Origin of the sequence: Entomohabitans teleogrylli (assembly GCF_001484765.1) — a bacterium.
Classification (GTDB): Bacteria; Pseudomonadota; Gammaproteobacteria; order Enterobacterales; family Enterobacteriaceae; genus Entomohabitans; species Entomohabitans teleogrylli.
The window spans coordinates 13,410-35,995 of record NZ_KQ947386.1 but is presented as its reverse complement, the minus strand read 5'-3'; the positions used below and the strand labels follow the sequence as shown (position 1 = coordinate 35,995).

The window sequence follows — 22,586 nt, the reverse complement described above, 5'->3', positions numbered from 1 at the left end:
GGGGCCGCGGCGTTACAGCGGGTTTTCCTGTTGCGCCAGATTGACCTGCTGAATGAGGAAGTCAATAAATGCCCGAATACGGGTGCTGACGGCCCGATCGCTGTAATACACCGCATTGAAAGGCATCTCCACCGGGAGCCTTTGCTCAACAAAAATCTCGATCAATTCCCCGCTGCTCATCTCTTTATTAATCATAAAATCCGACAAACAGGTAATGCCATTCCCTGCCAGACAAAGCTGTTTCAGGGTTTCACCGCTGTTGGAGGTAATGTCCGGGATGGCTTCATAGAGTTGTCCATCTTCCTGCGCCACCGGCCAGCGATTTAGCGTGACCGGTTCAGAAAATCCCAGGCAAATATGGTTTGCCAGCTCTTCGACAGTTTGCGGTACGCCGTGCTGTTCAAGATAGGCGGGGGAGGCGATAATCTTGCGGTAGCTGGTGAATAGCGGCCTGGCTCGCAGGCTGGAGTCGGTAAGGTTGCCGGCGCGAATGGCGATATCCACTTTTCTCTCGATCAGGTTGATAAAGGTTTCCGAAGAGACCAGTGACAGGGTGATATCCGGATAACGTTCGCGAAACGGTTTAATCAGCGGCGTCAGCAGGTGGAGCACTACCGGCGTGGCGGCATCAATGCGCAGCAGACCTTTGGGGGTAAGCTGATGTTCGATTAACTCATTTTCTGCCGCCAGCATGTCCTGCAGAACTTGCTGGACGCGTCTGAAGTAGCGTTCGCCTTCGGCGGTCAGGCTTAACTGGCGCGTGGTGCGGTTCAACAGGCTGACCCCCAGCTTCATCTCCAGTTTTTTAACGGTACGGCTCACCGCGGAATTGGCCAGCCCCAGTTGTTCTGCGGCGCGGCTAAAACTGCCGCTTTCCACCACGCTGACAAAGGTGATCAACTCATCGGAACTGGCTTTCATTTTTGCGCCTTCAACAAATCCCGGCCGGGATTATGGATGATTTTGTCATTTAACCACGGGAAAACAGAAGATGCCATTGGTCGGGGCGCATGGGCAGAGAGAAATGCTGTCACTGTCGTTGAAACCGGGCGCTAAAACCCCTATAACAGAATAAGCCCTTGCAGAGAAGGGCAGGTAAGTCACAGAGGGCAGTAGCGAAACGTGCGAAAACGAACTTATGCGATGCGCTATGTCGCGGGGCAGCCCGCAGAGCGTATCCTCCCGCCGGGCCCATTCCGGGCGGCAGGTCATGCATTACCTCCCGGGGAGCCTCTGCCCGGTGATGAAAGACTGCGCATTCTGGTATGGAATATTTTTAAGCAGCAGCGTGCTGACTGGCTGTCGGTTTTGCAGAATTTCGGGAAAGGCGCCCACCTGATGTTATTGCAGGAAGCGCAGAGTTCCCCGGAACTGATTAATTTCGCGACTTCACATTACCTGGCCGCCGATCAGGTTCCGGCCATTATCTTGCCGCAACACCATTCCGGTGTGATGACCCTGGCGGCGGCGCATCCTGTCTATTGCTGCCCTCTGCGCGAGCGCGAGCCGATTTTGCGGCTGGCTAAATCCGCTCTGGTTACCGTTTACCCTTTGCCGGATGGGCGTCTGCTGATGGTGATTAATATCCATGCGGTGAATTTCAGTATTGGCGTGGATGTGTACAGCAAACAGTTGGGGCCGATAGGCGATCAGATTAGCCATCACGCCGGGCCGGTTATTATGGCCGGCGACTTCAATACCTGGAGCCGTCCGCGCATGAACGCCCTGTATCGCTTTGCGCGCGAGATGTCGTTGCGTGAGGTGCGCTTTATGGACGACCACCGCCGCCGCGCGTTTGGCCGCCCGCTGGATTTTGTGTTCTATCGCGGTCTTAACGTCTCCGAAGCCTCCGTGCTGGTGACCCGCGCTTCCGATCATAATCCGCTACTCGTCGAATTCAGTCCCGGCAAACCTGAACGAAGATAGGTGTGTCAGGTCTGCCGCAGGGCAGACCCGTGCTGCCCTTTCTTTCTCTCAACCGCAAGGACAACACCATGACAACACAGTCCCATCATGACAATGTCAGCCAGCAGTTCAGCTCCCGGGCCGGCGCCTACTTAACCAGCCAGGTACACGCCGCCGGGCGCGATCTGGAACGATTGGGCGAATACCTGGCCCCCTACGCTAACGCGAGGCTGCTGGACATGGGGTGCGGCGCCGGCCATGCCAGCTTTACGGCGGCACCGCGGGTGGCTGAAGTGGTGGCCTATGACTTATCCGCACAGATGCTGGAAGTAGTAACGAGCGCTGCCCGGGAAAAAGGACTGCACAATATAGCCACCCGCCAGGGATATGCGGAAGCGCTGCCGTTTGGCGGCGAGGAGTTTGATATCGTGATTAGCCGCTACTCCGCTCATCACTGGCACGATGTCGGGCAGGCGCTGCGGGAAGTCAGGCGTGTGCTGAAGCCCGGCGGGGTGTTTATCCTGATGGATGTGATGTCGCCAGGGCACGTGCTGCGCGATATCTGGCTGCAGACCGTGGAAGCGCTGCGCGATACCTCTCACGTTCGCGATTACTCTGCCGCGCAGTGGGGGGCTTTCTTTAATGATGCTGGCCTGGCGATTGAACAGATTGCCTGCGATCGCCTGCATCTGGAATTTTCCAGTTGGGTGGCGCGTATGCGAACCCCGCAACCGCTGGTGGAGGCTATTCGTCTGTATCAGCAGAGCGCGGCAGATGAGGTGAAGGACTATTTTGAGCTGCAGGAAGATGGCTCATTCACCAGCGATACTATCTGGATGTCCGGGCGCAGGTAGTCAGACGCCGCCCATAAAAAAGGCACCTGAAAAGGTGCCTTTTTACGCATTGAACATCAGGTGTCCGGCGTATTATTGTTTTTCACATACAGCGTCAACTGGTCTCCTGGCTTCAGGGAACTGTTGGTGCTGTTATTCCAGCGCATTAAATCCTTCACTCCAACGCCGTGGCGTGATGCGATGCTGGAGAGCGAATCGCCTTTACGCACTTTGTACGTAATACTGTTATTCGCCAGCCGGGTTGCGCCTGCGCTGTTGCCGCCGATGGTCAGCGTCTGGCCTGGTTTAATCTGCGCGCTGCGCAGGTTATTCCACTTCTGCAGATCGCGGGTCGAAACCTTCATACGCGACGCAATACCAGACAGCGTGTCGCCGGAGCGCACTTTGTAAGTCCGCGCGCTGCTGCGGGTAACGGTGATTTCCTCATCCGCCAGCATACTGGCTGTCGGCTGTACCGCGGCGATTTCACCGGACGCCAGTGAGCTACGCAGTTGCGCCGCGTGTTTTTGCGGCACCATAACATACTGCGGCCCCACGCTGGTGCCCACTGTAGTGCCTTTGAAACCGGCGTTGTACGCTTTCAGCTTGGTCAACGACATGCCCGTCACTTCCGCGAGCTGGGACATATCTACCGGATTGTCGACTTCCACGCGCGCCAGCGCGCGGCTTTCATCCGGCGTCGGCAAACGTACGCCATAGCGCTTACTGTTTTTGAGGATGTCGCTCAGCGCCAGCATCTTCGGCACATAGAGCTTCGTTTCCTGCGGCAGCGAAAGTGACCAGAAGTCAGTGGATTTACTACGGGCTTTATTGGCTTTCATTGCCTTCATGACGCGACCTTCACCACTGTTGTAAGCCGCGACGGTTAACAACCAGTCGCCGTCAAACATCTGGTTCAGACGCTGCATCATGTTCAGCGCTGCTGTGGTGGAAGCCACCACATCACGGCGCGCATCGTAATTGCGGGTCTGCTTCAGACCGTAGTTACGCCCCGTACTCGGCACAATCTGCCAGATGCCGGCGGCATTGGCGTGTGATGTGGCGTGGGGGTTAAAAGCGCTCTCCACTATGGGTAGTAGTACCAGCTCCATAGGCATATTACGTTTCTTAATCTGCCCGGCTATCCAGTACATATACGGCTCTGCCCGTAAAGTTACATCGTGGAGATAGCTCTTATTTTTCAGGTATTTCTGTTTTTGTTCGCGTATCCGGTCGTTTTCCGGAATACCCATCTTCAGCTCGTCGCTAATGAAGCTCCACAGGTCTTGATCTTGCGCGAGGAAGGTTCCATCGTCCATCCATCGCGCGGCGCTCGCTCGGCCCATGAGCTTGCCTGCTTCACCTTGACTTGCCGCAGAAAGGCTCTGTGCATGTTGCTGGACGTTAACGTCGTTCTTCGACGCCTGGCATCCCACAAGCAGAACAGAGGCGAGTAATATCGCTTTTGCCTTCATGTGTGTGTCAATAGTTGCTTAAAAGACGAGCAATCATACAGGCGAAGCGTAGGCTGTGCAAGGCGGAAAATTCAGAATAGATCTTTCTTTGCCCGCAACCAGGCAAATCTTTGCACAGATTGTTGCAAGTTTGTTTCTTTTGAAATTTCCTTAATTAAATCAGGATCATCAGTTCGTAAAAAAATATTTATTTGCCTTTCTGTTGCCAGCGTTGAAGGTAAGGTCTTATGATTTTTGGTACGTAACTCATTCACTTTATGGAGATATTGCTGTAAGTGCCGATCTTCCGGAAGAATACTTAATGCAAACTTTATGTTGCTTAGCGTGTACTCATGTGCGCAACAAATTAATGTATCTTCTGGCAACATGTTAAGTCTCTGAAAAGAATCATACATTTGCTCAGGTGTACCTTCAAACAGCCTCCCGCATCCGCCCGAGAACATGGTGTCGCCACAAAAAAGATAAGGGTGACTGAAGTAGCAAATATGTTCCAAAGTGTGACCGGGCGTCATTATCACCGCGAAATCGAGGCCGAGTACGGTCAAGCGATCGCCATCGTTTACCAGATAATTCGCACCTTTGTCCCGGGTCTCCCGGGGACCGTAGACCGTGAGTGCCGGGAAATGGCTGAGAATTTCCCCAACGCCGCCGGTATGATCTCGATGATGGTGGGTAAGAAGAATCGCCTGCGGCTGCCAGCCGTGGGTGTTGATCGCCTCTAAAACCGGGGCCGCCTCGCCGGGGTCGACAATCAGACATTTTCCCTGATCGTCGCTGAGTACCCAGATGTAGTTATCCTGGAAGGCGGGAATACTGTTAAGATTCATAGAACACCTCTCGTTGCGTTATAGAAGGTTGTAATGAAACCGGCAAGGATACCTCGTTCTTTTACTCCCCCCGACCACTGGGCTGAATTACCCTGGGGAGAATACTACCGCGAATCGCTGGAACGGCAACTTCAGCCGTGGCTGGCGAAAATGTTCGGTTTTCATTTACTGAAGATTGGCCATCTCAGCGCTGAAATTGATACTTCTGAATGCGCCATTGCGCACCAGGTTAATGTGGCGACCAGCGGCGAGCAGTTGCAAGTCAGAGCCAGTCCACTGGCGCTGCCTTTTGCCGCTAAATCGGTAGATGCCTGTTTGCTGGCGCATGTTCTGCCATGGTGTCAGGATCCTCATCGTCTCCTGCGCGAAGCCGACAGAGTACTTATTGATGATGGTTGGCTGATCCTTAGCGGTTTTAACCCGGTGAGCCTGCTGGGGGCCGGGAAGGTGCTGCCTGGCCTGCGCCGCCTGGCGCCTTATCACTGCCGGATGTTTACCCTGATGCGCCAACTGGACTGGCTGTCATTGCTCAATTTTGAAGTACTTCACCAGGCGCGTTTTCAGGTGCTCCCCTGGCACCGACAGGGAGGGCGTCTGCTGAGTACCCACTTGCCGGCGCTGGGTACGGTTCAGATGATTGTCGCCCGCAAGCGTACAATCCCGCTGACGCTGAACCCGATGAAAAAACATAAGGAAAAAACTCAGCTCAGGCCTGCGGTTGGCGCTACGCGTCAGTACCGTAAACCGGTTAAGGCGTTGCTCCCTCAGGAAGATAACCCTCGTCCTCCTGAGTAGGATGGGTTGCCGCGCTGCGCGCCAGTTCGTCGCAGCGTTCGTTTTCCGGGTGGCCGGCGTGGCCTTTTACCCACTCCCAGCGAATCTGGTGCTGGCTGAGTGCAGCATCCAGTCGTTGCCAGAGATCGACATTCTTCACCGGTTTTTTTTCAGCGGTCTTCCAGCCGCGCTTCTTCCAGTTATGAATCCACTGAGTAATGCCCTGGCGCACGTACTGGCTATCCGTACTGAGGACGACATCGCAGTGCTCGCGCAGGGCTTCAAGGGCGACAATGGCCGCCATCAGCTCCATGCGGTTATTGGTGGTCAGACGGTATCCCGCGCTGAAGGTTTTTTCGTGTTGTTTGTAGCGTAGAATGGCGCCATAGCCGCCGGGTCCCGGGTTACCCAGACAGGAACCGTCGGTGAAAATTTCTACCTGTTTGCGCATCTCTGGTAGACTTCCTGTGATGAAAACCTCAAGTCTGACATAAACGAGCGCTATGAGCACTGCAATTACACGACAGATTGTTCTTGATACGGAAACCACCGGTATGAACCAGATCGGTGCCCACTATGAAGGACACCGGATCATTGAAATCGGCGCCGTCGAGGTGATCAACCGGCGCCTGACGGGCAATAATTTCCACGTCTATCTGAAACCCGATCGGCTGGTGGATCCGGACGCTTTTATGGTTCACGGCATTGCCGATGAATTCCTGCTTGATAAGCCCACCTTCGGTGATGTGGTGGATGATTTTATCGAGTACATTCGCGGCGCGGAGCTGGTTATCCATAACGCATCGTTTGATATCGGTTTTATGGACTATGAATTCCGGATGCTCAACCGGGATATTCCGAAGACCGAAACCTTCTGTAAGGTCACCGACAGTCTGGCAATGGCGCGCCGGATGTTCCCGGGCAAACGTAATAGCCTGGATGCGTTGTGTTCCCGCTATGAAATAGATAACAGTAAGCGAACGCTGCACGGGGCGTTGCTCGATGCCCAGATCCTCGCGGATGTTTACCTGACCATGACCGGCGGGCAAACCTCGATGGCGTTTGCGATGGAGGGGGAGGTCCAGCAGAAGGCGGGGGAGGAAAACGCTATTCAGCGCATTGTCCGGCGCGCTTCCGGCCTGCGGGTGATCACCGCCAGCGATGAAGAATTAATGGCCCATGAGCAGCGTCTCGACCTGGTGAACAAGAAGGGCGGCAGTTGTATGTGGCGCGTCTGATTGTGCCGGTTGATGGAAAAGAATCCAGTTGGTCGATTTTTACAGCAACTGATTCTGTTTATGAGAAAAAAGCATTGACGCTGTGAGGCGCAATCCGTAATATTCGCCTCGTTCCCTTCGCGGGGAACACAACGCGGAGCGGTAGTTCAGTCGGTTAGAATACCTGCCTGTCACGCAGGGGGTCGCGGGTTCGAGTCCCGTCCGTTCCGCCACTATTCAGAAAGCCTGAATCAGCAATGATTCAGGCTTTCGTCGTTTCAGAGCGGGTCAGTTTTATTGCGCCAGCCGTTTTCCGGCCGGCGAGCAATAATTCACAAAGAAAATGAGTCGGCATCGCGCCAGGCGGGGAATTTTTCCCGGTACTCCCGGAGTGCGCTGAGGGAAAGCTCGGCCTCCAGTCGGGTCGCCTGATGCGGCGCCGCTTCGGCAACAATTTCCCCTTGTGGGTTAATGATACGGCTGTCACCGCGATAGTGATGGCCATTGCCATCGGTGCCTACCCGGTTGCATCCGGCGACCCATGCCTGGTTTTCTATCGCTCTGGCCACCAGTAGCGATTGCCAGTGTAGTGAGCGCGGCGCTGGCCAGTTGGCGACATATAGCGCCAGATCATAATCATTGCGACACCGCGACCACACCGGAAAACGCAGGTCGTAGCACACCAGCGGCAGAATGCGCCAGCCCCGCCATTCCACCACAATTCGCCGATCGCCGGCCTGGTAGTGGTGATGTTCGTCGGCCATACGGAACAGGTGGCGTTTATCATAAAAATGCACGTGGCCGTCTGGTTGCGCCAGCAGAAAGCGGTTGACCGGGCCGCGCTCGGTTTGCAGGGCGGCGCTGCCGGCGATCATCGCTTTGCAAGCCGCAGCTTTGTCCTGCATCCAGGCTATCACCTCTTCCTGCGCCATTGAGCATTGCGCCGCCTCCATGGCGAATCCGGTAGTGAACATTTCCGGCAGGACAATCAGATCGCGGTCCTGGATCTCTTCCAGCAGAACATCAAAATGACGCAAATTGGCGGCGCCATCCATCCATACCAGAGGCTGTTGCAGAAGCGATATTTTAAGGCCAGACACCGTTGAATTCCTCATCAAGAGATTTTGAACACTGTAGCACGTCATTGATGGCTGTGTTGCTTTACAGCAGGCCGGCGCAGCAATGGAAGGGGGAAATTTGCATTCCTGGAGAGCGTGGCACAACATAAAATATTAGTTTTGTGAATGATTCCGGAACGGTCCGGATAACAGGAGAAGACCATGAAGAAGATGTCAGTGATGGGGTTACTGATGATGGCGGCGTTTGCCGTCCAGGCGCAGGATGAGCTGACGATTTACTCTCTGGCAAGCGACAGCGCTACAAAGGGCGCTTTTGCAACTATGGTGAAAGGGCATTCTCTGCCTGCGTGGGTGACGCAGGGGGCGACCAGTACTCCTGCCAGGGCCGTGAAGATAGACGGCAAGGAGTACCAGGTTTTACAGTCCTGTAAACCTCACGATTGCGGCAGCGAACGCATGGCGGTGATCTATTCGCCGCAGGACAAAACGCTGTCCGGTGTTTTCTCTACTGTGAATGATGAAAAAGGCAGTGAGACGTTACAGTGGTTAAATATCAGCGATGAACTGTCTATTGACGGTAAAACGGTGTTGTTTGCCGCACTGAGCGGTAGTCTGGGAAACCATCCGGATGCGTTTAACTATCAGTAACAGTAAGCGTAAAAAAGGCTCCCGAAGGAGCCTTTGCTATCTAACGCGGCGTTTAGGCCGCTTCAACACTGGTGACTTTTTGCGGCGTCTTTTTTGATGGCTTTACCGGTTGGGTCGCCAGCGCATCGGCCTCAAACTCATCGACATTGATACTGCGCAGGCGGCTGGTTTCCGCCCGGGTCAGAATCGCCGCTTCATCCTGATTAATCTGCCCGTCTGCCAGTGCCTGCTTCGCCAGTTCGTCGAGGCGGGTGAACGGCAGGTTTTTACCCAGCGCTTTACACAGGCGCTGATGAATCGGCTCGGCGGCCATCACATCCTGCAGCGCTGCCTCCAGCAGGCCGGCCGGGTTGTGGTCGCTCGGCGTCAGGTACTGACCGCGACCGATGCGGGTACGGGTGGCGGAAGGAATCTGCAGAATCTTCGCCAGTTGATGATCCAGCTTATCCGACGGCGCTTTGTGGTAACGACCGGTGGGGAAAATCACTACCCGCAGCGCGGCGGCCACAAAACGGTTCGGGAAGTTACGCAACAGATCGTCAATTGCCTGCTCGGCCTGGTGGAGCGCGTCCTGAACGCCCCAGTGAACCAGCGGCAGATCCGCTTCATTACGCCCTTCGTCTTCATAGCGTTTCAGTACCGCGGACGCCAGATACAGCTGGCTGAGAATATCGCCGAGGCGTGCGGAGATTCGTTCCCGACGCTTCAGACTACCGCCCAGCACCGCCATAGCGACATCAGACAGCAGCGCGAGGTTGGCGCTCAGCCGGTTCATCTGCTGGTAGTAGCGACGGGTCGCGTCCCGGGTCGGCGCGGCGCTGGTGCGACCGTGGGTCAGCCCCAGCCACAGGCTGCGCATTTTATTGCTGCCGACGTGGCCGATATGGCGGAACAACAGCTTATCGAAGGCGTCGGCATCGTTATTCTGCGCCGCGGCCATCTCTTCCAGCACATATGGATGGCAGCGGATAGCGCCCTGGCCGAAGATCATCATACTGCGCGTCAGAATATTGGCGCCTTCAACGGTGATGGCGATAGGCGCACCCTGGTAGGCGCGGGCCAGGAAGTTACCGTTTCCGAGCATAATCCCTTTACCGCCGGTGATATCCATCGCGTCGATAATGGCGCGCTGGCCGCGGTGGGTACAGTGATATTTAACAATCGCCGACAGCACCGCCGGCTTTTCACCCTGCATAATGCCGTAGGTGATCAATGAGGCAGCGGCGTCCATTACATAGGCGTTACCGGCAATGCGCGCCAGCGGCTCTTCGATCCCTTCCATTTTACCGATAGAGATTTTGAACTGACGGCGGATATGGGCATAGGCGCCGGTGGCCAGCGCCACGCTCTTCAGGCCGCCAGTGGCGTTGGAGGGCAGGGTAATACCGCGGCCTACCGACAGACATTCCACCAGCATCCGCCAGCCCTGACCGGCCATTTTCGGCCCGCCGATAATGTAATCAATAGGAACGAAGATATCCTCGCCGCGGGTCGGACCGTTCTGGAAAGGCACGTTAAGCGGGAAGTGGCGGGTACCGATCTCCACGCCCGGCGTGCTGGTAGGGATCAGCGCACAGGTGATCCCCGGCTCTTCATCATCGCCCAGCAGGTGTTCCGGGTCGTACAGTTTAAACGCCAGACCCAGTACAGTGGCGATAGGAGCCAGCGTGATATAGCGCTTGTTCCAGGTCAGGCGCATGCCGAGTACCTGCTCGCCCTGCCATTCGCCCATGCACACCACGCCGATGTCCGGGATAGCCCCGGCGTCGGAGCCGGCTTCCGGGCTGGTCAGCGCGAAACAGGGAATCTCCTGGCCGCGGGCCAGGCGCGGCAGATAGTGGTTCTTCTGCTCATCGGTACCGTAATGCTGGAGCAGTTCCCCCGGGCCCAGTGAGTTTGGAACCCCAACGGTGATAGCAAGGATCCCGGAAACTCCGGACAGTTTTTGCAGTACCCGGGCCTGAGCATAGGCGGAAAACTCCAGGCCGCCGTACTCTTTCTTGATGATCATCGCAAAGAAGCGATGCTCTTTCAGGTAATCCCACAGCTCTGGCGGCAGATCGGCCAGTTCATGGGTTATCTGGAAATCGTTGGCCATCCGGCAGGCTTCTTCCACCGGGCCGTCGAGGAACGCCTGTTCTTCGGCGGTGAGTCGCGGTTGCGGATAGTTATGCAGCTTCTGCCAGTCCGGCGTGCCGCGGAACAGATCGCCTTCCCACCAGGTGGTGCCGGCATCAATGGCTTCTTTTTCGGTACGCGACATTGGCGGCATCACTTTTCTGAAACCGCGGAAAACCGGTGTAGAGATCAGCGATTTACGCATCGACGTCAGGTTGAAGGGCAGCAGAATGATCGCCAGCGGCAACAGGACCCAAACCGACCAGATACCCGTGACGCCCAACAGCGCCGTCCACGCCAGTAAAATCAGGCTGCTGAAAAGTAAATTGACCCGGTGATAGAACAGCGCGCCGAGCAGAACAACGGTTGCAATAAGACTCAGAATCATCATAAAGAAAAGCTCCCTGACTTGTATGAGGTCTGACCACTTGTGATGATATGGTTGTAGTGGATGTCATTTCTTTTAGCAATGTATTTACAAAATAATTACAACCTGGCTCACAGAGTTAATGTTCTGAACGCGAAATCGTCGCCAGGATTCGTCGGCAGAATGCTTCTCGCTTTATTCACGATCCGGTACACTGCCTGACGTCTATTGCCTAAATGCTGAAGGATATCCTCATGTACCAGGACTTGATTCGTAGTGAACTGAATGAAGCCGCAGAAACGCTGGCTAACTTCCTGAAAGATGACGCTAATATTCACGCTGTTCAGCGCGCGGCGGTTCTGCTGGCTGATAGTTTCAAGGCCGGCGGCAAAGTGCTTTCCTGCGGTAACGGCGGCTCCCACTGTGACGCGATGCATTTCGCCGAGGAGTTAACCGGGCGCTATCGCGAAAACCGTCCGGGCTACCCGGCGATTGCTATTTCTGATGTGAGCCACCTGTCCTGTGTCAGTAATGACTTTGGCTATGAATACGTCTTTTCCCGCTATGTCGAATCAGTAGGACGCGAAGGTGATGTGCTGCTGGGGATTTCCACGTCCGGCAACTCCGGCAACGTCATCAAAGCCATTGAGGCTGCTCGCGCTAAAGGCATGAAGGTGATTACCCTGACGGGTAAAGATGGCGGGAAGATGGCCGGCAGCGCCGATGTTGAAATCCGGGTGCCGCATTTTGGTTACGCCGATCGGATTCAGGAGATCCATATTAAAGTGATCCACATTCTGATCATGCTTATCGAAAAAGAGATGGCGAAAGCGGCCTGATTGTTCTTCCGGGGATGCCGCCAGGCATCCTCGTGCCCCCTGATAACGTCTGATGCCAGCCACATTGCGGAGGTAAAAATGTGTGAACTGCTTGGGATGAGCGCCAATGTGCCTACCGATATCTGCTTTAGTTTTACAGGGCTGGTACAGCGGGGGGGAGGAACCGGTCCCCATAAAGACGGCTGGGGGATCACGTTTTACGAAGGCAAAGGGTGCCGGACGTTTAAAGATCCGCAGCCCAGTTTCAATTCACCGATCGCCCGACTAGTCCAGGATTACCCGATCAAGTCATGTTCGGTAGTCGCGCATATTCGCCAGGCTAACCGCGGCGAGGTGGCGCTGGAAAATACCCATCCTTTTACCCGCGAATTGTGGGGGCGGAACTGGACCTACGCCCATAACGGGCAATTGAAAGGGTATAAATCGCTTGATACCGGTCGTTTTCGTCCGGTCGGCGAAACCGACAGTGAGTTTGCATTTTGCTGGCTGTTGCACCAGCTCAATCAGCGCTACCCGCGTACGCCGGGCAACATGACGGGCGTATTCCGTTATATCGCGGCGCTGGCGGGCGAACTGAGAAACAAAGGGGTGTTTAACATGCTGCTGTCGGATGGCCGCTATGTGATGGCGTTTTGCTCGACAAATCTGTACTGGATTACGCGGCGGGCACCGTTCGGGGTGGCGAAACTACTCGACAGAGATGTGGAAATTGATTTTCAGACCGAAACCACGCCGAATGATGTGGTTTCGGTTATCGCCACTCAACCGCTGACCGGCAATGAGAGCTGGAACAAAATCATGCCGGGCGAGTGGGCGTTATTTTGTCTCGGAGAGCGTGTAGTTTGACGCCAGTTGCGGCGACTGGAGGAAACCTCCGCTGCTGCCAGGCTTATTGACGACGTAACTGCCATTCACAACCGATACCGCAGGCGGCTGGCGGTGCTGGACAAAGTAATCGTATCCCGGCTTAAGTTGCTTCCAGAAATCGATAAAATAAGAGTACTTGTGGCGCGCCATATTGGCGTCAGTCATGCGGAACGGATAGATGCTGACATGGACCCGCGGCTGGCCGAACACCAGCGCGCCAGTGACAAACTGGAAAATCTCATCAATACCGGCATCGGTCATGGCATAGCAGCCGACTGAGACGCAGGCGCCGTGGATCATCAGGTATTTACCTTCATAGCCGTGCTGGCGATCGTAGTCGTTCGGGAAACCGATATTGATCGCTTTATAGTAGCGGCTATCAGGTTTCAGCTGGCTGCGATCCACGCTGTAGAAGCCTTCCGGACTTTTAAAGTCGCCCTGGCGGCGCTTGGGCCCCAGCCCGCCGGAATAATTGCAAATCCGGTAGCTGTCGAGTAATTGGTATTGTTCACCGACCTTTACAAATAACTCAAGGGTACGTTCTTCTTTGAATATTTGAATATAAACCGGTGAGCCCATTAACTGTTGTTTCAATTGTGGGCTGACTGAGGGCGAACTGCTGACACTGCCTCCATTCAGCAGGCTGGCAAATGACAGGCACGGCATCAAAAGCATCGCAATAAGGAGTGCGATTTTACGCATACTGCTTGATCCTTGATAAATCTGTAACAATGCCAGAACGGCGAAAAATAGAGACCCTGCAACCTACAATAAGATTAGTCTGGATCGATGCGCTCACATTAGCATCGCTGTTAATTTTCGCAAGTGAATAGTGCATAAAACAGACTACATTTACTCTTTATACACCGCTTGACACGGCGACGTTTCCGAAAGTGCGGGGCTGTTCTCAGAAACGCGGATGAATTTGTCGGATATATCCCGTCCGGCGGCCGATAATGCTACACTACCGGCCGATGATGATCTGCGGAAAATTTCAGGAAAGGACGCTTATCCTTCGTAATTTTGTGAGCAAGTGTTACGGGGCGCGACCATCAGTCCATGTAATGAACGCCATGCCTTTCTTCCCGTGAACTCAAGCAGCTCATCTTCTCGCGTGCCGGTGCGACAGTGACCGGCGTTAATGATGCTAATTTTTAATGTGCTAACCTTATGATCAAAATAAAGAAAGGGCTGGATTTGCCAATATCTGGCGTGCCCGCGCAGCATATCGAGGATGGGCCTGGCATTGATCGCGTAGCCTTACTGGGTGAGGAATACGTGGGTATGCGCCCCTCGATGCTGGTTCGCGAAGGCGACCTGGTTCGTAAAGGGCAGGCGCTATTTGAAGATAAAAAGAACCCTGGGGTCATTTACACCGCGCCCGCCAGCGGGCGAGTGGCGGAGATCAACCGCGGCGAGCGGCGGGTGCTGCAGTCGGTGGTTATCGCCGTTGAAGGCGATGACCAGGAAACATTTCCCCGCCATGCTCCTGAATCGCTGGCGACGCTGTCCGCCGAAGTTGTCGAGCAGCAACTGATTTCTTCTGGCTTGTGGACAGCGCTGCGCACGCGGCCGTTCAGTAAAGCGCCGGCGCCAGGTTCCCGCCCGGCGGCTATTTTCGTCAATGCCATGGATACCAATCCGCTGGCCGCCGATCCGCAGCCGATCATCGCCGCCCGGCGCGCCATGTTCGATGCCGGGTTAACGGTGCTGACGCGTCTCACCGAAGGTAAAGTTCACGTTTGTCAGGCCGGCGGCGGTAAGCTCGGAGGCCATCCGATTCGCCAGGTGGCGTTCAATGAATTTGCCGGTCCGCATCCGGCCGGGCTTGTCGGTACCCATATCCATTTTCTGGAGCCGGTGGGGCCGCGCAAACGGGTGTGGCATCTCAATTACCAGGATGTTATCGCCATTGGCAAATTGTTTGTCGAAGGGATTCTGTGTACCGACCGTGTTGTCGCGCTGGGCGGGCCGCAGGTTAAAAATCCACGCCTGATCCGTACCCGTATCGGCGCATCGCTGGAAGCGCTGACTGCCGGCGAGCTTCTTGAAGGGGAAAACCGGGTGATTTCCGGTTCGGTATTGAGCGGCACTTGCGCCGCGGGTCCCCATGCTTATCTCGGGCGTTTCCACCTGCAGGTGACAGCGCTGAAAGAGGGGCGCGACAAAGAGCTGCTGGGCTGGGTGATGCCAGGGGCCGAGAAATTCTCCGTCACCCGCACCACTGTCGGCCATTTCCTGAAACATAAACTGTTTAACTTCTCTACGGATACCAACGGCGGGGAGCGCGCCATGGTGCCAATCGGCAATTACGAGAGAGTGATGCCGCTCGATATTCTGCCCACGATGTTATTGCGCGATCTGCTGGCCGGTGATACCGACAGCGCTCAGGCGCTGGGCTGTCTGGAGCTGGATGAAGAAGATCTGGCGCTGTGTACCTATGTCTGTCCCGGAAAATATGAGTATGGTCCGGTACTGCGTGAGGTGTTGACCCGCATCGAGCAGGAAGGATAACTGATGGGCTTAAAGCATCTGTTTGAAAAACTGGAGCCGCATTTTACCAAAGGCGGCAAACTGGAAAAGTATTACCCGCTGTTTGAGGCGACCTATACGGTATTCTACACCCCGGGGCATGTCACCCGCGGCGCTTCCCATGTGCGCGACGCCATCGATCTGAAACGTATGATGATCCTGGTGTGGTTTGCCGTCTTCCCGGCGATGTTCTGGGGCATGTACAACGTGGGCCTGCAGGCGATTCCGGCGCTGAATAAAATGTACGGCGCGGAGCAGTTACAGCAGGTTATCAGTAGCGACTGGCACTACAGCGTCGCTCAGATGCTGGGCGTCAGCTTCGCGCCGGACGCCGGGTGGCTGAGCATGATGACGCTGGGGGCGATTTACTTCGTGCCCATCTACCTGACCGTGTTCCTGGTCGGCGGCTTCTGGGAAGTGCTGTTTTCGATTATCCGCAAGCATGAAATTAACGAAGGTTTCTTTGTTACTTCGATTCTGTTCGCGCTGATCGTTCCGCCGACTCTGCCGCTCTGGCAGGCTGCGCTCGGCATCAGTTTTGGCGTGGTGGTGGCCAAAGAAATTTTCGGCGGTACCGGGCGTAACTTCCTGAACCCGGCGCTGGCGGGGCGCGCATTCCTGTTCTTTGCTTATCCGGCGCAGATTTCCGGGGACCTGGTGTGGACCGCGGCGGATGGCTATTCCGGCGCGACGCCTCTCTCCCAGTGGGCCAGCGGCGGTAGCGCCAGCCTGATCAACGAAGTCACCGGGCAGTCGGTGAGCTGGATGGACGCCTTCCTCGGTAATATCCCGGGTTCGATTGGCGAAGTCTCCACGCTGATGATCCTTATCGGCGGCGCCATCATTATCTTTGGTCGCGTGGCCTCCTGGCGCATTGTGGCCGGGGTGATGGTGGGGATGGTGGCGACAGCCACACTCTTCAACCTTATTGGTTCCGATTCCAATCCGCTGTTTGCGATGCCGTGGTACTGGCATCTGGTGCTGGGCGGTTTTGCTTTCGGGATGATGTTTATGGCGACCGACCCGGTTTCCGCCTCCTTTACGAATAAAGGAAAGTGGTGGTATGGCGCACTGATCGGCGTGATGTGTGTACTGATTCGTGTGGTCAACCCGGCCTATCCGGAAGGGATGATGCTGGCGATTCTGTTCGCCAACCTCTTTGCACCGCTGTTTGACTACCTGGTGGTGCGGGCCAATATCAAGCGGAGGATGTCGCGTGGCTGAGATGAAAAGTAACGATAGCATCGGCAAAACCCTGCTGGTGGTGCTGATACTTTGCCTGGTCTGCTCCGTGGTGGTGGCTGGCTCGGCGGTTGGGCTAAAAGCGCGTCAGCAGGAGCAAAAACTGCTGGATAAACAGCGCAATATCCTGGATGTCGCTGGTTTGCTGCAACCGGGAATGAGCGGCGAAGCGGTACGCGAAACCTTCAATTCGCGTATTACCTCGCGGCTGGTGAATCTGCAGAGCGGCGCTCTGCTGGATGAGGATCCCGCTAAGTTCGACCAGGGGCAGGCGCTGAAAGATCCGCAGCAAAGCATTGCCCTGAGCAGCAATCAGGATGTCGCCGGCATTAAGCGGCGCAGCAATATCGTCGAAATCTACCTGGTGCGCGATGAACAACAGCGTGTGCAGGAGCTGGTTCTGCCGGTATACGGTAACGGTCTGTGGTCCATGATGTATGCGTTTGTGGCCCTTGAACCGGATGGCCGTACCGTGAAAGGCATTACCTACTATGACCAGGGGGAAACCCCGGGGCTGGGTGGTGAAATTGAAAACCCCAACTGGCGTAAGCAGTGGGTGGGTAAAAAGCTGCTTGATGACCAGGGGATGCCGGCGCTGAAACTGGTGAAAGGCGGTGCGCGCGCTGGCGATGAGTACGGCGTGGACGGGCTTTCCGGCGCGACCCTGACGGCAAATGGCGTTCAGCATAGTTTTGATTTCTGGATGGGCGAAATGGGATTTGGTCCTTTCCTGAAGCAGGTACGTGAAGGAGTGCTCAATAATGGCTGAAATGGGCGACATGAAAGAAATTAAGCGGGTGTTGGTCTCCCCGCTGGTGGACAACAACCCCATCACCCTGCAGATCCTTGGGGTCTGTTCGGCGCTGGCGGTAACCACCAAACTGGAAACCGCGTTTGTAATGACCATTGCGGTGACCGTGGTAACGGCATTCTCCAACCTGTTTATCTCACTGATTCGTCACCATATTCCGAACAGTGTGCGTATCATTGTGCAGATGGCGATCATTGCTTCGCTGGTTATTGTGGTGGATCAGATCCTGCGCGCTTATGCCTATGAGATCTCCAAACAGCTGTCGGTCTTCGTTGGGCTTATCATCACCAACTGTATTGTCATGGGGCGCGCTGAAGCCTATGCCATGAAAGCGCCTCCGCTGGCGAGTTTTATGGACGGTATCGGTAACGGTCTGGGCTATGGGGTGATTCTGCTGATTGTCGGCTTCCTGCGCGAACTGATTGGCAGCGGCAAGCTGTTCGGTATCACCGTCATGGAAACCGTGCAAAACGGTGGCTGGTATCAGCCGAACGGTATGTTCCTGCTGGCGCCCAGCGCGTTCTTTATTATCGGTCTGCTGATTTGGGCGGTTCGTACCTACAAACCCGCACAGCAGGAAAAGGAGTAATCGATGGAACACTACCTTAGCCTGTTTGTGCGCGCGGTGTTTGTCGAAAACATGGCGCTGGCGTTCTTCCTCGGTATGTGTACGTTTCTCGCCGTATCGAAGAAAGTGGCGACCTCATTCGGTCTCGGGATTGCCGTTACGGTGGTGCTGGGGATTTCCGTCCCGGTTAACAACCTGGTCTACAACCTGATCCTGCGCGATGGCGCGTTAGTTGAAGGGATTGACCTGAGCTTCCTGAACTTCATTACGTTTATCGGGGTCATTGCCGCGTTAGTACAGATTCTGGAGATGATCCTCGATCGCTACTTCCCGGCGCTGTATAACGCCCTGGGGATCTTCCTGCCGCTGATCACCGTGAACTGCGCCATTTTTGGCGGGGTCTCCTTTATGGTTCAGCGCGATTACAACTTCAGCGAATCCATCGTTTATGGCGTCGGCTCTGGTATCGGCTGGCTGCTGGCGATTGTGGCGCTGGCCGGTATTCGCGAGAAGATGAAGTACGCTAATGTGCCGGCAGGTTTGCGCGGCTTAGGGATAACCTTTATCACCACTGGTCTGATGGCGCTGGGCTTTATGTCCTTCTCCGGTGTGCAGCTATAAGGGCGGAACGTTATGGAAATTATGCTTGGCGTGGCCATGTTCACGCTGATTGTTCTGGCACTTTCGGTGCTGATCCTGTTTGCCAAATCGAAGCTGGTAAACTCTGGCGACGTGTTAATTGAAGTTAACGACGACGCCGACAAACAGTTCCGCGCTCCGGCGGGGGACAAACTGCTCAACACCCTTTCCGGGCAGGGGATTTTTATCTCCTCCGCCTGCGGCGGCGGCGGTTCCTGCGGCCAGTGCCGGGTGAAAATCCTGGAAGGGGGCGGTGATATTCTGCCGACCGAGCTTTCTCACATCACGAAGCGTGAAGCGAAAGAAGGCTGCCGTCTGGCCTGCCAGGTGGCGGTAAAACAGGATATGAAAATTGAGCTGCCGGAAGAAATTTTCGGGGTGAAAAAGTGGGAATGTGAGGTTATCTCCAATGATAACAAAGCCACTTTTATCAAAGAGCTCAAACTGCGCGTTCCGGAAGGGGAAGAAGTGCCGTTCCGCGCCGGTGGCTATATTCAGATTGAGTGCGATCCGCATACCGTCGATTATGCCGACTTTGATGTGCCGGAAGAGTATCGCGGCGACTGGGACAAATATAATCTGTTCCGTTATAAATCGGTGGTGACTGAACCGTGTGTGCGCGCCTACTCGATGGCTAACTATCCGGAAGAAAAGGGCATGATCATGCTCAACGTGCGTATCGCTACGCCGCCGCCTTCGGCGCCGGATGCGCCTCCGGGTATCATGTCTTCCTATATCTGGTCGCTGAAAGCCGGTGATAAGGTAACGATTTCCGGGCCGTTCGGCGAATTCTTCGCCAAAGAGACGGAGGCGGAAATGGTGTTTATCGGCGGCGGTGCCGGTATGGCGCCGATGCGTTCGCACATTTTCGATCAGCTCAAACGTATTAAGACCGACAGGAAGATTAGCTTCTGGTACGGCGCGCGTTCGCTACGTGAAATGTTCTATGAAGATGAGTTTGAGCAACTGGCGCGGGAAAACCCGAATTTTACCTTCCATATCGCGCTTTCCGATGCGCTGCCGGAAGATAACTGGACAGGGTACACCGGCTTTATCCACAATGTTCTGTATGAGAACTATCTGCGCGACCATCCGGCGCCGGAAGACTGTGAATTCTACATGTGTGGGCCGCCAGTGATGAACGCTGCTGTGATCAAGATGCTGAAAGACCTGGGCGTGGAGGATGAAAACATCATGCTCGATGACTTTGGCGGCTGATGGAGGCAACAATGCTGACCGTATTCCTGGCAACCTTTGTCATTTTTCTGCTGGTGATTCTGGGTATGTCGCTTGGCTGGATGATAAAGCGTAAAAGTATTCAGGGGAGCTGCGGCGGTATCTCGGCGCTGGGTATGGAAAAAGTCTGTGATTGCCCGGAGCCCTGCGATGCGCGTAAAGCGCGTATGGCGGAGGCGGAACGCCAGGCGAAGTTACAGCACAATCGCATTTTGTGATTACTGGCGTTATTCAGTCAGGGCCGGGTGGAAACACCCGGCCTTTTTAATTGCCAGAAAAAGTTTATCTGGCGCGATCGGCAAACTGGCGTGGAGAGTCCACCATCACGCCATCGGCCCCTAACATGATGGCCCGGCGGTAATCCCCGGGGCTATTGACGCCAAAGAAGAGGATATGGGCGTTGCCCTGCGAACGAAAACAATCCATAGCTTCTTTATCCCAGGTCAGGGTCGCCGGTGAGGCGCCTTCGCCAAGCGTGAATTTTTCCACGAGCGTTACCTTACGGTTCAGTTCCAGCCCATACCAGTAGTCAGTCTGCGCTGTCGCCGGCGCCTGGCAATGGTGGGAGAGGGAAATATCCGCCAGCCGGGTACGGGTTTCGCTACGAGTGACAAAGCGCGGGATTGATGGCGCCAGCGCCTGCAGATATTTATCCTCCGTTGAATAGACCCTGACCCGCTTCAGGCTGTGGGTTTGTTCCAGCACGTCGAGCAATCTGCTCGCCATCATCTGCGGGTCTGCGTCAGGAGACTTGATATCGAGATAGAAAAAGGTTTCCGGCCACTCGCGAAGTACCCTGTCGAGAGTTGGAATAGTGGCGTCTTTACCGCGCCACGACTGACTGTCGGCGGTGAATGTCTCACCGACGTCGACGCTGGCTAACTGCGCCGCGCTGAAGCCGGAGACAGGTCCGCGCTGCGCGCTAAGAGCGCTGAGATCGGCGGGGCGATACAGTACCGGCACGCCGTCCTTGCTGAGCTGGACCGTGACCCAGATGGCGTCGGCGCCGTTTTCCAGCGCCAGGCGAATGGCCGGCAGGGTATTTTCCGGCGCGTCGGCGGTGCCTGCGCGGTGGGCGATAAGCTGGGGCGCCGCGGAACAATAGCTGGCAACCATTGTTAATAGTGCAAGAATAAATTTCATCAATAACCTCCTGTTTTATATGCCCTGAAAATCATGCTTTGTGATGTAACACAGCGATGTGACAGTTAATGCACTATGGGGAGATTGTCGCGGCGATTATTTACGTTATACTGTATATGCATACAGTTTATTTTCCGGGCCGATTGGAATGCGCAAAATTATTCACGTCGATATGGACTGCTTTTATGCCGCAGTGGAGATGCGGGATAATCCGGCCCTGCGTGATATCCCGCTGGCGGTAGGCGGCAGCCGGGAGCAGCGCGGCGTGATCAGTACCGCTAACTACCCGGCGCGCAAATATGGCGTGCGTAGCGCCATGCCGACCGCGATGGCGTTTAAACTCTGCCCGCATCTTACCCTGCTGGCGGGGCGCTTTGATGCCTACAAAGAGGCCTCCAGCCATATCCGCGATATCTTTTCCCGCTATACCTCGCGTATTGAGCCGCTGTCGCTGGATGAGGCTTATCTGGATGTCAGCGACAGCGTACATTGCCACGGCTCGGCAACGCTGATTGCGGCGGAGATTCGCCAGAGTATCTGGCGGGAGTTACAGCTCACCGCCTCTGCGGGGGTGGCGCCGGTGAAATTTCTGGCCAAGATTGCCTCCGATCTGAATAAGCCAAATGGTCAGTATGTGATTACTCCGCAGCAGGTCCCGGCATTTCTTCAGACGTTGCCGTTGGGGAAGATTCCCGGGGTCGGCAAAGTGTCCGCCGCAAAACTGGAGAACCTCGGGCTGCGCACTTGCGGCGATGTACAGAAGAGCGATCTGGCTTTGCTCCTGAAACGCTTCGGCAAGTTCGGGCGGATATTATGGGAACGCTGCCACGGCATTGACGAACGCGAAGTGCATAATGACCGGTTGCGCAAGTCGGTCGGCGTGGAGCGTACTCTGGCCGAGGATATTCACTCATGGTCGGAGTGCGAGGCGCTGATTGAACGGCTCTACCCGGAGCTGGAACGCCGTCTGGCGAAGCTTCGGCCTGACTTGCTGATCGCCCGCCAGGGGGTAAAACTGAAATTTAATGATTTTCAACTCACCACCCAGGAGCACGTCTGGCCGCGACTCAATAAAGCCGACCTGCTGGCGACTGCCTATAAAACCTGGCAAGAGCGGCGCGCCGGTCGGGGCGTGCGTCTGGTTGGTCTGCACGTGACGCTGCTCGATCCACAGCTTGAGCGTCAGTTGGTGCTGGGGCTATAAGAGGAAATTTTCGCGCTCAGAGGAGCACTGGCGGTGGTATCCGGCCATGCCCGATGGAAAAAGGCTTCCCTGTAGCGTAACGGCGATTAGCGGTTGCCTTTCACCAGGGCGATGATTATTATACGCGCACTTTTTATCTTTCCATTCAACAGCAAAGGAGGTTCACCATGATGACACATGACCTGATTTCCCTTTGCAGATCTCGCCAGCAGTAATTCGCTTCGCTATTGCCCTGGCAGAATCTGCCAATTCTTTGGTTATC

General features: G+C 55.4%; 23 protein-coding genes and 1 tRNA gene. 16 read left to right on the top strand and 8 right to left on the bottom strand.

Annotated features, from left to right (window positions below; translation table 11 throughout):
* Nucleotides 1-12 precede the first annotated feature (12 nt).
* Nucleotides 13-921: a DNA-binding transcriptional regulator YafC gene (gene yafC, locus AQ981_RS12225; RefSeq protein ID WP_058912028.1), complete on the bottom strand. Its 909-nt coding sequence runs from the start codon at nt 919-921 to the stop codon at nt 13-15.
* Nucleotides 922-1,122: 201 nt separating this feature from the next.
* On the opposite strand from yafC, the gene AQ981_RS12220 reads away from it, so the two are divergent.
* On the top strand, nt 1,123-1,926 hold the full coding sequence (locus AQ981_RS12220; protein ID WP_071608884.1) for an endonuclease/exonuclease/phosphatase family protein: 804 nt from the start codon (nt 1,123-1,125) through the stop codon (nt 1,924-1,926).
* Nucleotides 1,927-1,994: 68 nt separating this feature from the next.
* Entirely contained in the window at nt 1,995-2,759 is a 765-nt protein-coding gene (locus tag AQ981_RS12215; RefSeq protein WP_058912026.1) for a class I SAM-dependent methyltransferase, read from the top strand.
* A gap of 56 nt (nt 2,760-2,815) precedes the next feature.
* Here the strand turns inward: AQ981_RS12215 and mltD are convergent, their stop codons facing one another.
* Together mltD and gloB are read right to left on the bottom strand one after the other, a co-directional pair.
* Nucleotides 2,816-4,213 (bottom strand): murein transglycosylase D, encoded by a 1,398-nt coding sequence (gene mltD / locus AQ981_RS12210; protein WP_058912025.1) that lies wholly within the window; start codon nt 4,211-4,213, stop codon nt 2,816-2,818.
* Between the two features lie 71 nt (nt 4,214-4,284).
* A complete protein-coding gene (gloB, locus tag AQ981_RS12205; protein ID WP_058912024.1) occupies nt 4,285-5,040 on the bottom strand; it encodes a hydroxyacylglutathione hydrolase in 756 nt (251 codons plus the stop codon).
* A gap of 33 nt (nt 5,041-5,073) precedes the next feature.
* On the opposite strand from gloB, the gene AQ981_RS12200 reads away from it, so the two are divergent.
* Complete coding sequence (locus tag AQ981_RS12200; protein WP_058912023.1) at nt 5,074-5,835, top strand: class I SAM-dependent methyltransferase; 762 nt, start codon at nt 5,074-5,076, stop codon at nt 5,833-5,835.
* Here AQ981_RS12200 and rnhA read toward each other — a convergent pair.
* Nucleotides 5,789-6,265: a ribonuclease HI gene (rnhA, locus tag AQ981_RS12195; protein ID WP_058912022.1), complete on the bottom strand. Its 477-nt coding sequence runs from the start codon at nt 6,263-6,265 to the stop codon at nt 5,789-5,791. The two genes, AQ981_RS12200 and rnhA, sit on opposite strands and share 47 nt — an antisense overlap.
* A gap of 52 nt (nt 6,266-6,317) precedes the next feature.
* On the opposite strand from rnhA, the gene dnaQ reads away from it, so the two are divergent.
* Entirely contained in the window at nt 6,318-7,052 is a 735-nt protein-coding gene (gene dnaQ / locus AQ981_RS12190) for a DNA polymerase III subunit epsilon (RefSeq protein WP_058912021.1), read from the top strand.
* Between the two features lie 135 nt (nt 7,053-7,187).
* Nucleotides 7,188-7,264, top strand: a tRNA-Asp gene (locus AQ981_RS12185).
* A 99-nt stretch (nt 7,265-7,363) separates the two neighbouring features.
* Here the strand turns inward: AQ981_RS12185 and AQ981_RS12180 are convergent.
* The gene (locus AQ981_RS12180) at nt 7,364-8,131 is read right to left on the bottom strand and encodes an amidohydrolase (protein WP_058912020.1); all 768 of its coding nucleotides are present in this window, start codon (nt 8,129-8,131) and stop codon (nt 7,364-7,366) included.
* 180 nt (nt 8,132-8,311) lie between these two features.
* On the opposite strand from AQ981_RS12180, the gene ivy reads away from it, so the two are divergent.
* A complete protein-coding gene (ivy, locus tag AQ981_RS12175; protein ID WP_058912019.1) occupies nt 8,312-8,758 on the top strand; it encodes an Ivy family C-type lysozyme inhibitor in 447 nt (148 codons plus the stop codon).
* 52 nt (nt 8,759-8,810) lie between these two features.
* Here ivy and fadE read toward each other — a convergent pair whose 3' ends face one another.
* Complete coding sequence (gene fadE / locus AQ981_RS12170) at nt 8,811-11,267, bottom strand: acyl-CoA dehydrogenase FadE (protein ID WP_058912018.1); 2,457 nt, start codon at nt 11,265-11,267, stop codon at nt 8,811-8,813.
* Nucleotides 11,268-11,497: 230 nt separating this feature from the next.
* Here fadE and lpcA point away from each other — a divergent pair, with 230 nt between their 5' ends.
* The gene (gene lpcA / locus AQ981_RS12165) at nt 11,498-12,082 is read left to right on the top strand and encodes a D-sedoheptulose 7-phosphate isomerase (RefSeq protein ID WP_058912017.1); all 585 of its coding nucleotides are present in this window, start codon (nt 11,498-11,500) and stop codon (nt 12,080-12,082) included.
* 78 nt (nt 12,083-12,160) lie between these two features.
* Nucleotides 12,161-12,928 carry a class II glutamine amidotransferase gene (locus AQ981_RS12160; protein ID WP_058912016.1) on the top strand — a complete coding sequence of 256 codons (768 nt, stop codon included), beginning with the start codon at nt 12,161-12,163 and terminating at the stop codon, nt 12,926-12,928.
* On the opposite strand, the gene dpaA is transcribed toward AQ981_RS12160, so the two are convergent.
* Nucleotides 12,899-13,651 (bottom strand): peptidoglycan meso-diaminopimelic acid protein amidase, encoded by a 753-nt coding sequence (dpaA, locus tag AQ981_RS12155; RefSeq protein WP_058912015.1) that lies wholly within the window; start codon nt 13,649-13,651, stop codon nt 12,899-12,901. The two genes, AQ981_RS12160 and dpaA, sit on opposite strands and share 30 nt — an antisense overlap.
* Before the next feature lie 468 nt (nt 13,652-14,119).
* On the opposite strand from dpaA, the gene AQ981_RS12150 reads away from it, so the two are divergent.
* The 7 genes from AQ981_RS12150 to nqrM are packed head-to-tail and all read left to right on the top strand — an operon-like array spanning nt 14,120 to nt 20,195.
* Nucleotides 14,120-15,463, top strand: coding sequence for a Na(+)-translocating NADH-quinone reductase subunit A (locus AQ981_RS12150; RefSeq protein WP_058912014.1), 1,344 nt, complete (start codon nt 14,120-14,122; stop codon nt 15,461-15,463).
* A 3-nt stretch (nt 15,464-15,466) separates the two neighbouring features.
* Nucleotides 15,467-16,705 (top strand): NADH:ubiquinone reductase (Na(+)-transporting) subunit B, encoded by a 1,239-nt coding sequence (locus AQ981_RS12145; protein WP_058912013.1) that lies wholly within the window; start codon nt 15,467-15,469, stop codon nt 16,703-16,705.
* Nucleotides 16,698-17,492, top strand: a complete 795-nt coding sequence (locus tag AQ981_RS12140) for a Na(+)-translocating NADH-quinone reductase subunit C (protein WP_058912012.1) — start codon at nt 16,698-16,700, stop codon at nt 17,490-17,492. The genes AQ981_RS12145 and AQ981_RS12140 overlap by 8 nt, the downstream gene beginning before the upstream one ends.
* The gene (locus AQ981_RS12135; RefSeq protein ID WP_161969166.1) at nt 17,485-18,123 is read left to right on the top strand and encodes an NADH:ubiquinone reductase (Na(+)-transporting) subunit D; all 639 of its coding nucleotides are present in this window, start codon (nt 17,485-17,487) and stop codon (nt 18,121-18,123) included. Before AQ981_RS12140 ends, AQ981_RS12135 begins: the two co-directional genes overlap by 8 nt.
* Nucleotides 18,124-18,126: 3 nt before the next feature.
* The gene (gene nqrE, locus AQ981_RS12130) at nt 18,127-18,723 is read left to right on the top strand and encodes an NADH:ubiquinone reductase (Na(+)-transporting) subunit E (RefSeq protein WP_058912011.1); all 597 of its coding nucleotides are present in this window, start codon (nt 18,127-18,129) and stop codon (nt 18,721-18,723) included.
* Nucleotides 18,724-18,735: 12 nt separating this feature from the next.
* A complete protein-coding gene (gene nqrF, locus AQ981_RS12125; RefSeq protein WP_058912010.1) occupies nt 18,736-19,959 on the top strand; it encodes an NADH:ubiquinone reductase (Na(+)-transporting) subunit F in 1,224 nt (407 codons plus the stop codon).
* An 11-nt stretch (nt 19,960-19,970) separates the two neighbouring features.
* Nucleotides 19,971-20,195 carry a (Na+)-NQR maturation NqrM gene (gene nqrM / locus AQ981_RS12120; protein ID WP_058912009.1) on the top strand — a complete coding sequence of 75 codons (225 nt, stop codon included), beginning with the start codon at nt 19,971-19,973 and terminating at the stop codon, nt 20,193-20,195.
* 64 nt (nt 20,196-20,259) lie between these two features.
* Here the strand turns inward: nqrM and AQ981_RS12115 are convergent, their stop codons facing one another.
* The gene (locus AQ981_RS12115; protein ID WP_249226310.1) at nt 20,260-21,123 is read right to left on the bottom strand and encodes a glycerophosphodiester phosphodiesterase family protein; all 864 of its coding nucleotides are present in this window, start codon (nt 21,121-21,123) and stop codon (nt 20,260-20,262) included.
* A 145-nt stretch (nt 21,124-21,268) separates the two neighbouring features.
* On the opposite strand from AQ981_RS12115, the gene dinB reads away from it, so the two are divergent.
* Complete coding sequence (gene dinB / locus AQ981_RS12110) at nt 21,269-22,324, top strand: DNA polymerase IV (RefSeq protein ID WP_058912007.1); 1,056 nt, start codon at nt 21,269-21,271, stop codon at nt 22,322-22,324.
* Nucleotides 22,325-22,586 lie beyond the last annotated feature (262 nt).

Coding starts and splice junctions, on each gene's coding strand:
- dinB (WP_058912007.1), top strand. CDS start 21,269: ATGCGCAAAATTATTCACGTCGATATGGACTGCTTTTATGCCGCAGTG.
- nqrM (WP_058912009.1), top strand. CDS start 19,971: ATGCTGACCGTATTCCTGGCAACCTTTGTCATTTTTCTGCTGGTGATT.
- dpaA (WP_058912015.1), bottom strand. CDS start 13,651: ATGCGTAAAATCGCACTCCTTATTGCGATGCTTTTGATGCCGTGCCTG.
- mltD (WP_058912025.1), bottom strand. CDS start 4,213: ATGAAGGCAAAAGCGATATTACTCGCCTCTGTTCTGCTTGTGGGATGC.
- AQ981_RS12160 (WP_058912016.1), top strand. CDS start 12,161: ATGTGTGAACTGCTTGGGATGAGCGCCAATGTGCCTACCGATATCTGC.
- AQ981_RS12200 (WP_058912023.1), top strand. CDS start 5,074: ATGAAACCGGCAAGGATACCTCGTTCTTTTACTCCCCCCGACCACTGG.
- fadE (WP_058912018.1), bottom strand. CDS start 11,267: ATGATGATTCTGAGTCTTATTGCAACCGTTGTTCTGCTCGGCGCGCTG.
- nqrF (WP_058912010.1), top strand. CDS start 18,736: ATGGAAATTATGCTTGGCGTGGCCATGTTCACGCTGATTGTTCTGGCA.
- dnaQ (WP_058912021.1), top strand. CDS start 6,318: ATGAGCACTGCAATTACACGACAGATTGTTCTTGATACGGAAACCACC.
- lpcA (WP_058912017.1), top strand. CDS start 11,498: ATGTACCAGGACTTGATTCGTAGTGAACTGAATGAAGCCGCAGAAACG.
- AQ981_RS12215 (WP_058912026.1), top strand. CDS start 1,995: ATGACAACACAGTCCCATCATGACAATGTCAGCCAGCAGTTCAGCTCC.
- yafC (WP_058912028.1), bottom strand. CDS start 921: ATGAAAGCCAGTTCCGATGAGTTGATCACCTTTGTCAGCGTGGTGGAA.
- gloB (WP_058912024.1), bottom strand. CDS start 5,040: ATGAATCTTAACAGTATTCCCGCCTTCCAGGATAACTACATCTGGGTA.
- ivy (WP_058912019.1), top strand. CDS start 8,312: ATGAAGAAGATGTCAGTGATGGGGTTACTGATGATGGCGGCGTTTGCC.
- AQ981_RS12135 (WP_161969166.1), top strand. CDS start 17,485: ATGGCTGAAATGGGCGACATGAAAGAAATTAAGCGGGTGTTGGTCTCC.
- AQ981_RS12145 (WP_058912013.1), top strand. CDS start 15,467: ATGGGCTTAAAGCATCTGTTTGAAAAACTGGAGCCGCATTTTACCAAA.
- AQ981_RS12150 (WP_058912014.1), top strand. CDS start 14,120: ATGATCAAAATAAAGAAAGGGCTGGATTTGCCAATATCTGGCGTGCCC.
- nqrE (WP_058912011.1), top strand. CDS start 18,127: ATGGAACACTACCTTAGCCTGTTTGTGCGCGCGGTGTTTGTCGAAAAC.
- rnhA (WP_058912022.1), bottom strand. CDS start 6,265: ATGCGCAAACAGGTAGAAATTTTCACCGACGGTTCCTGTCTGGGTAAC.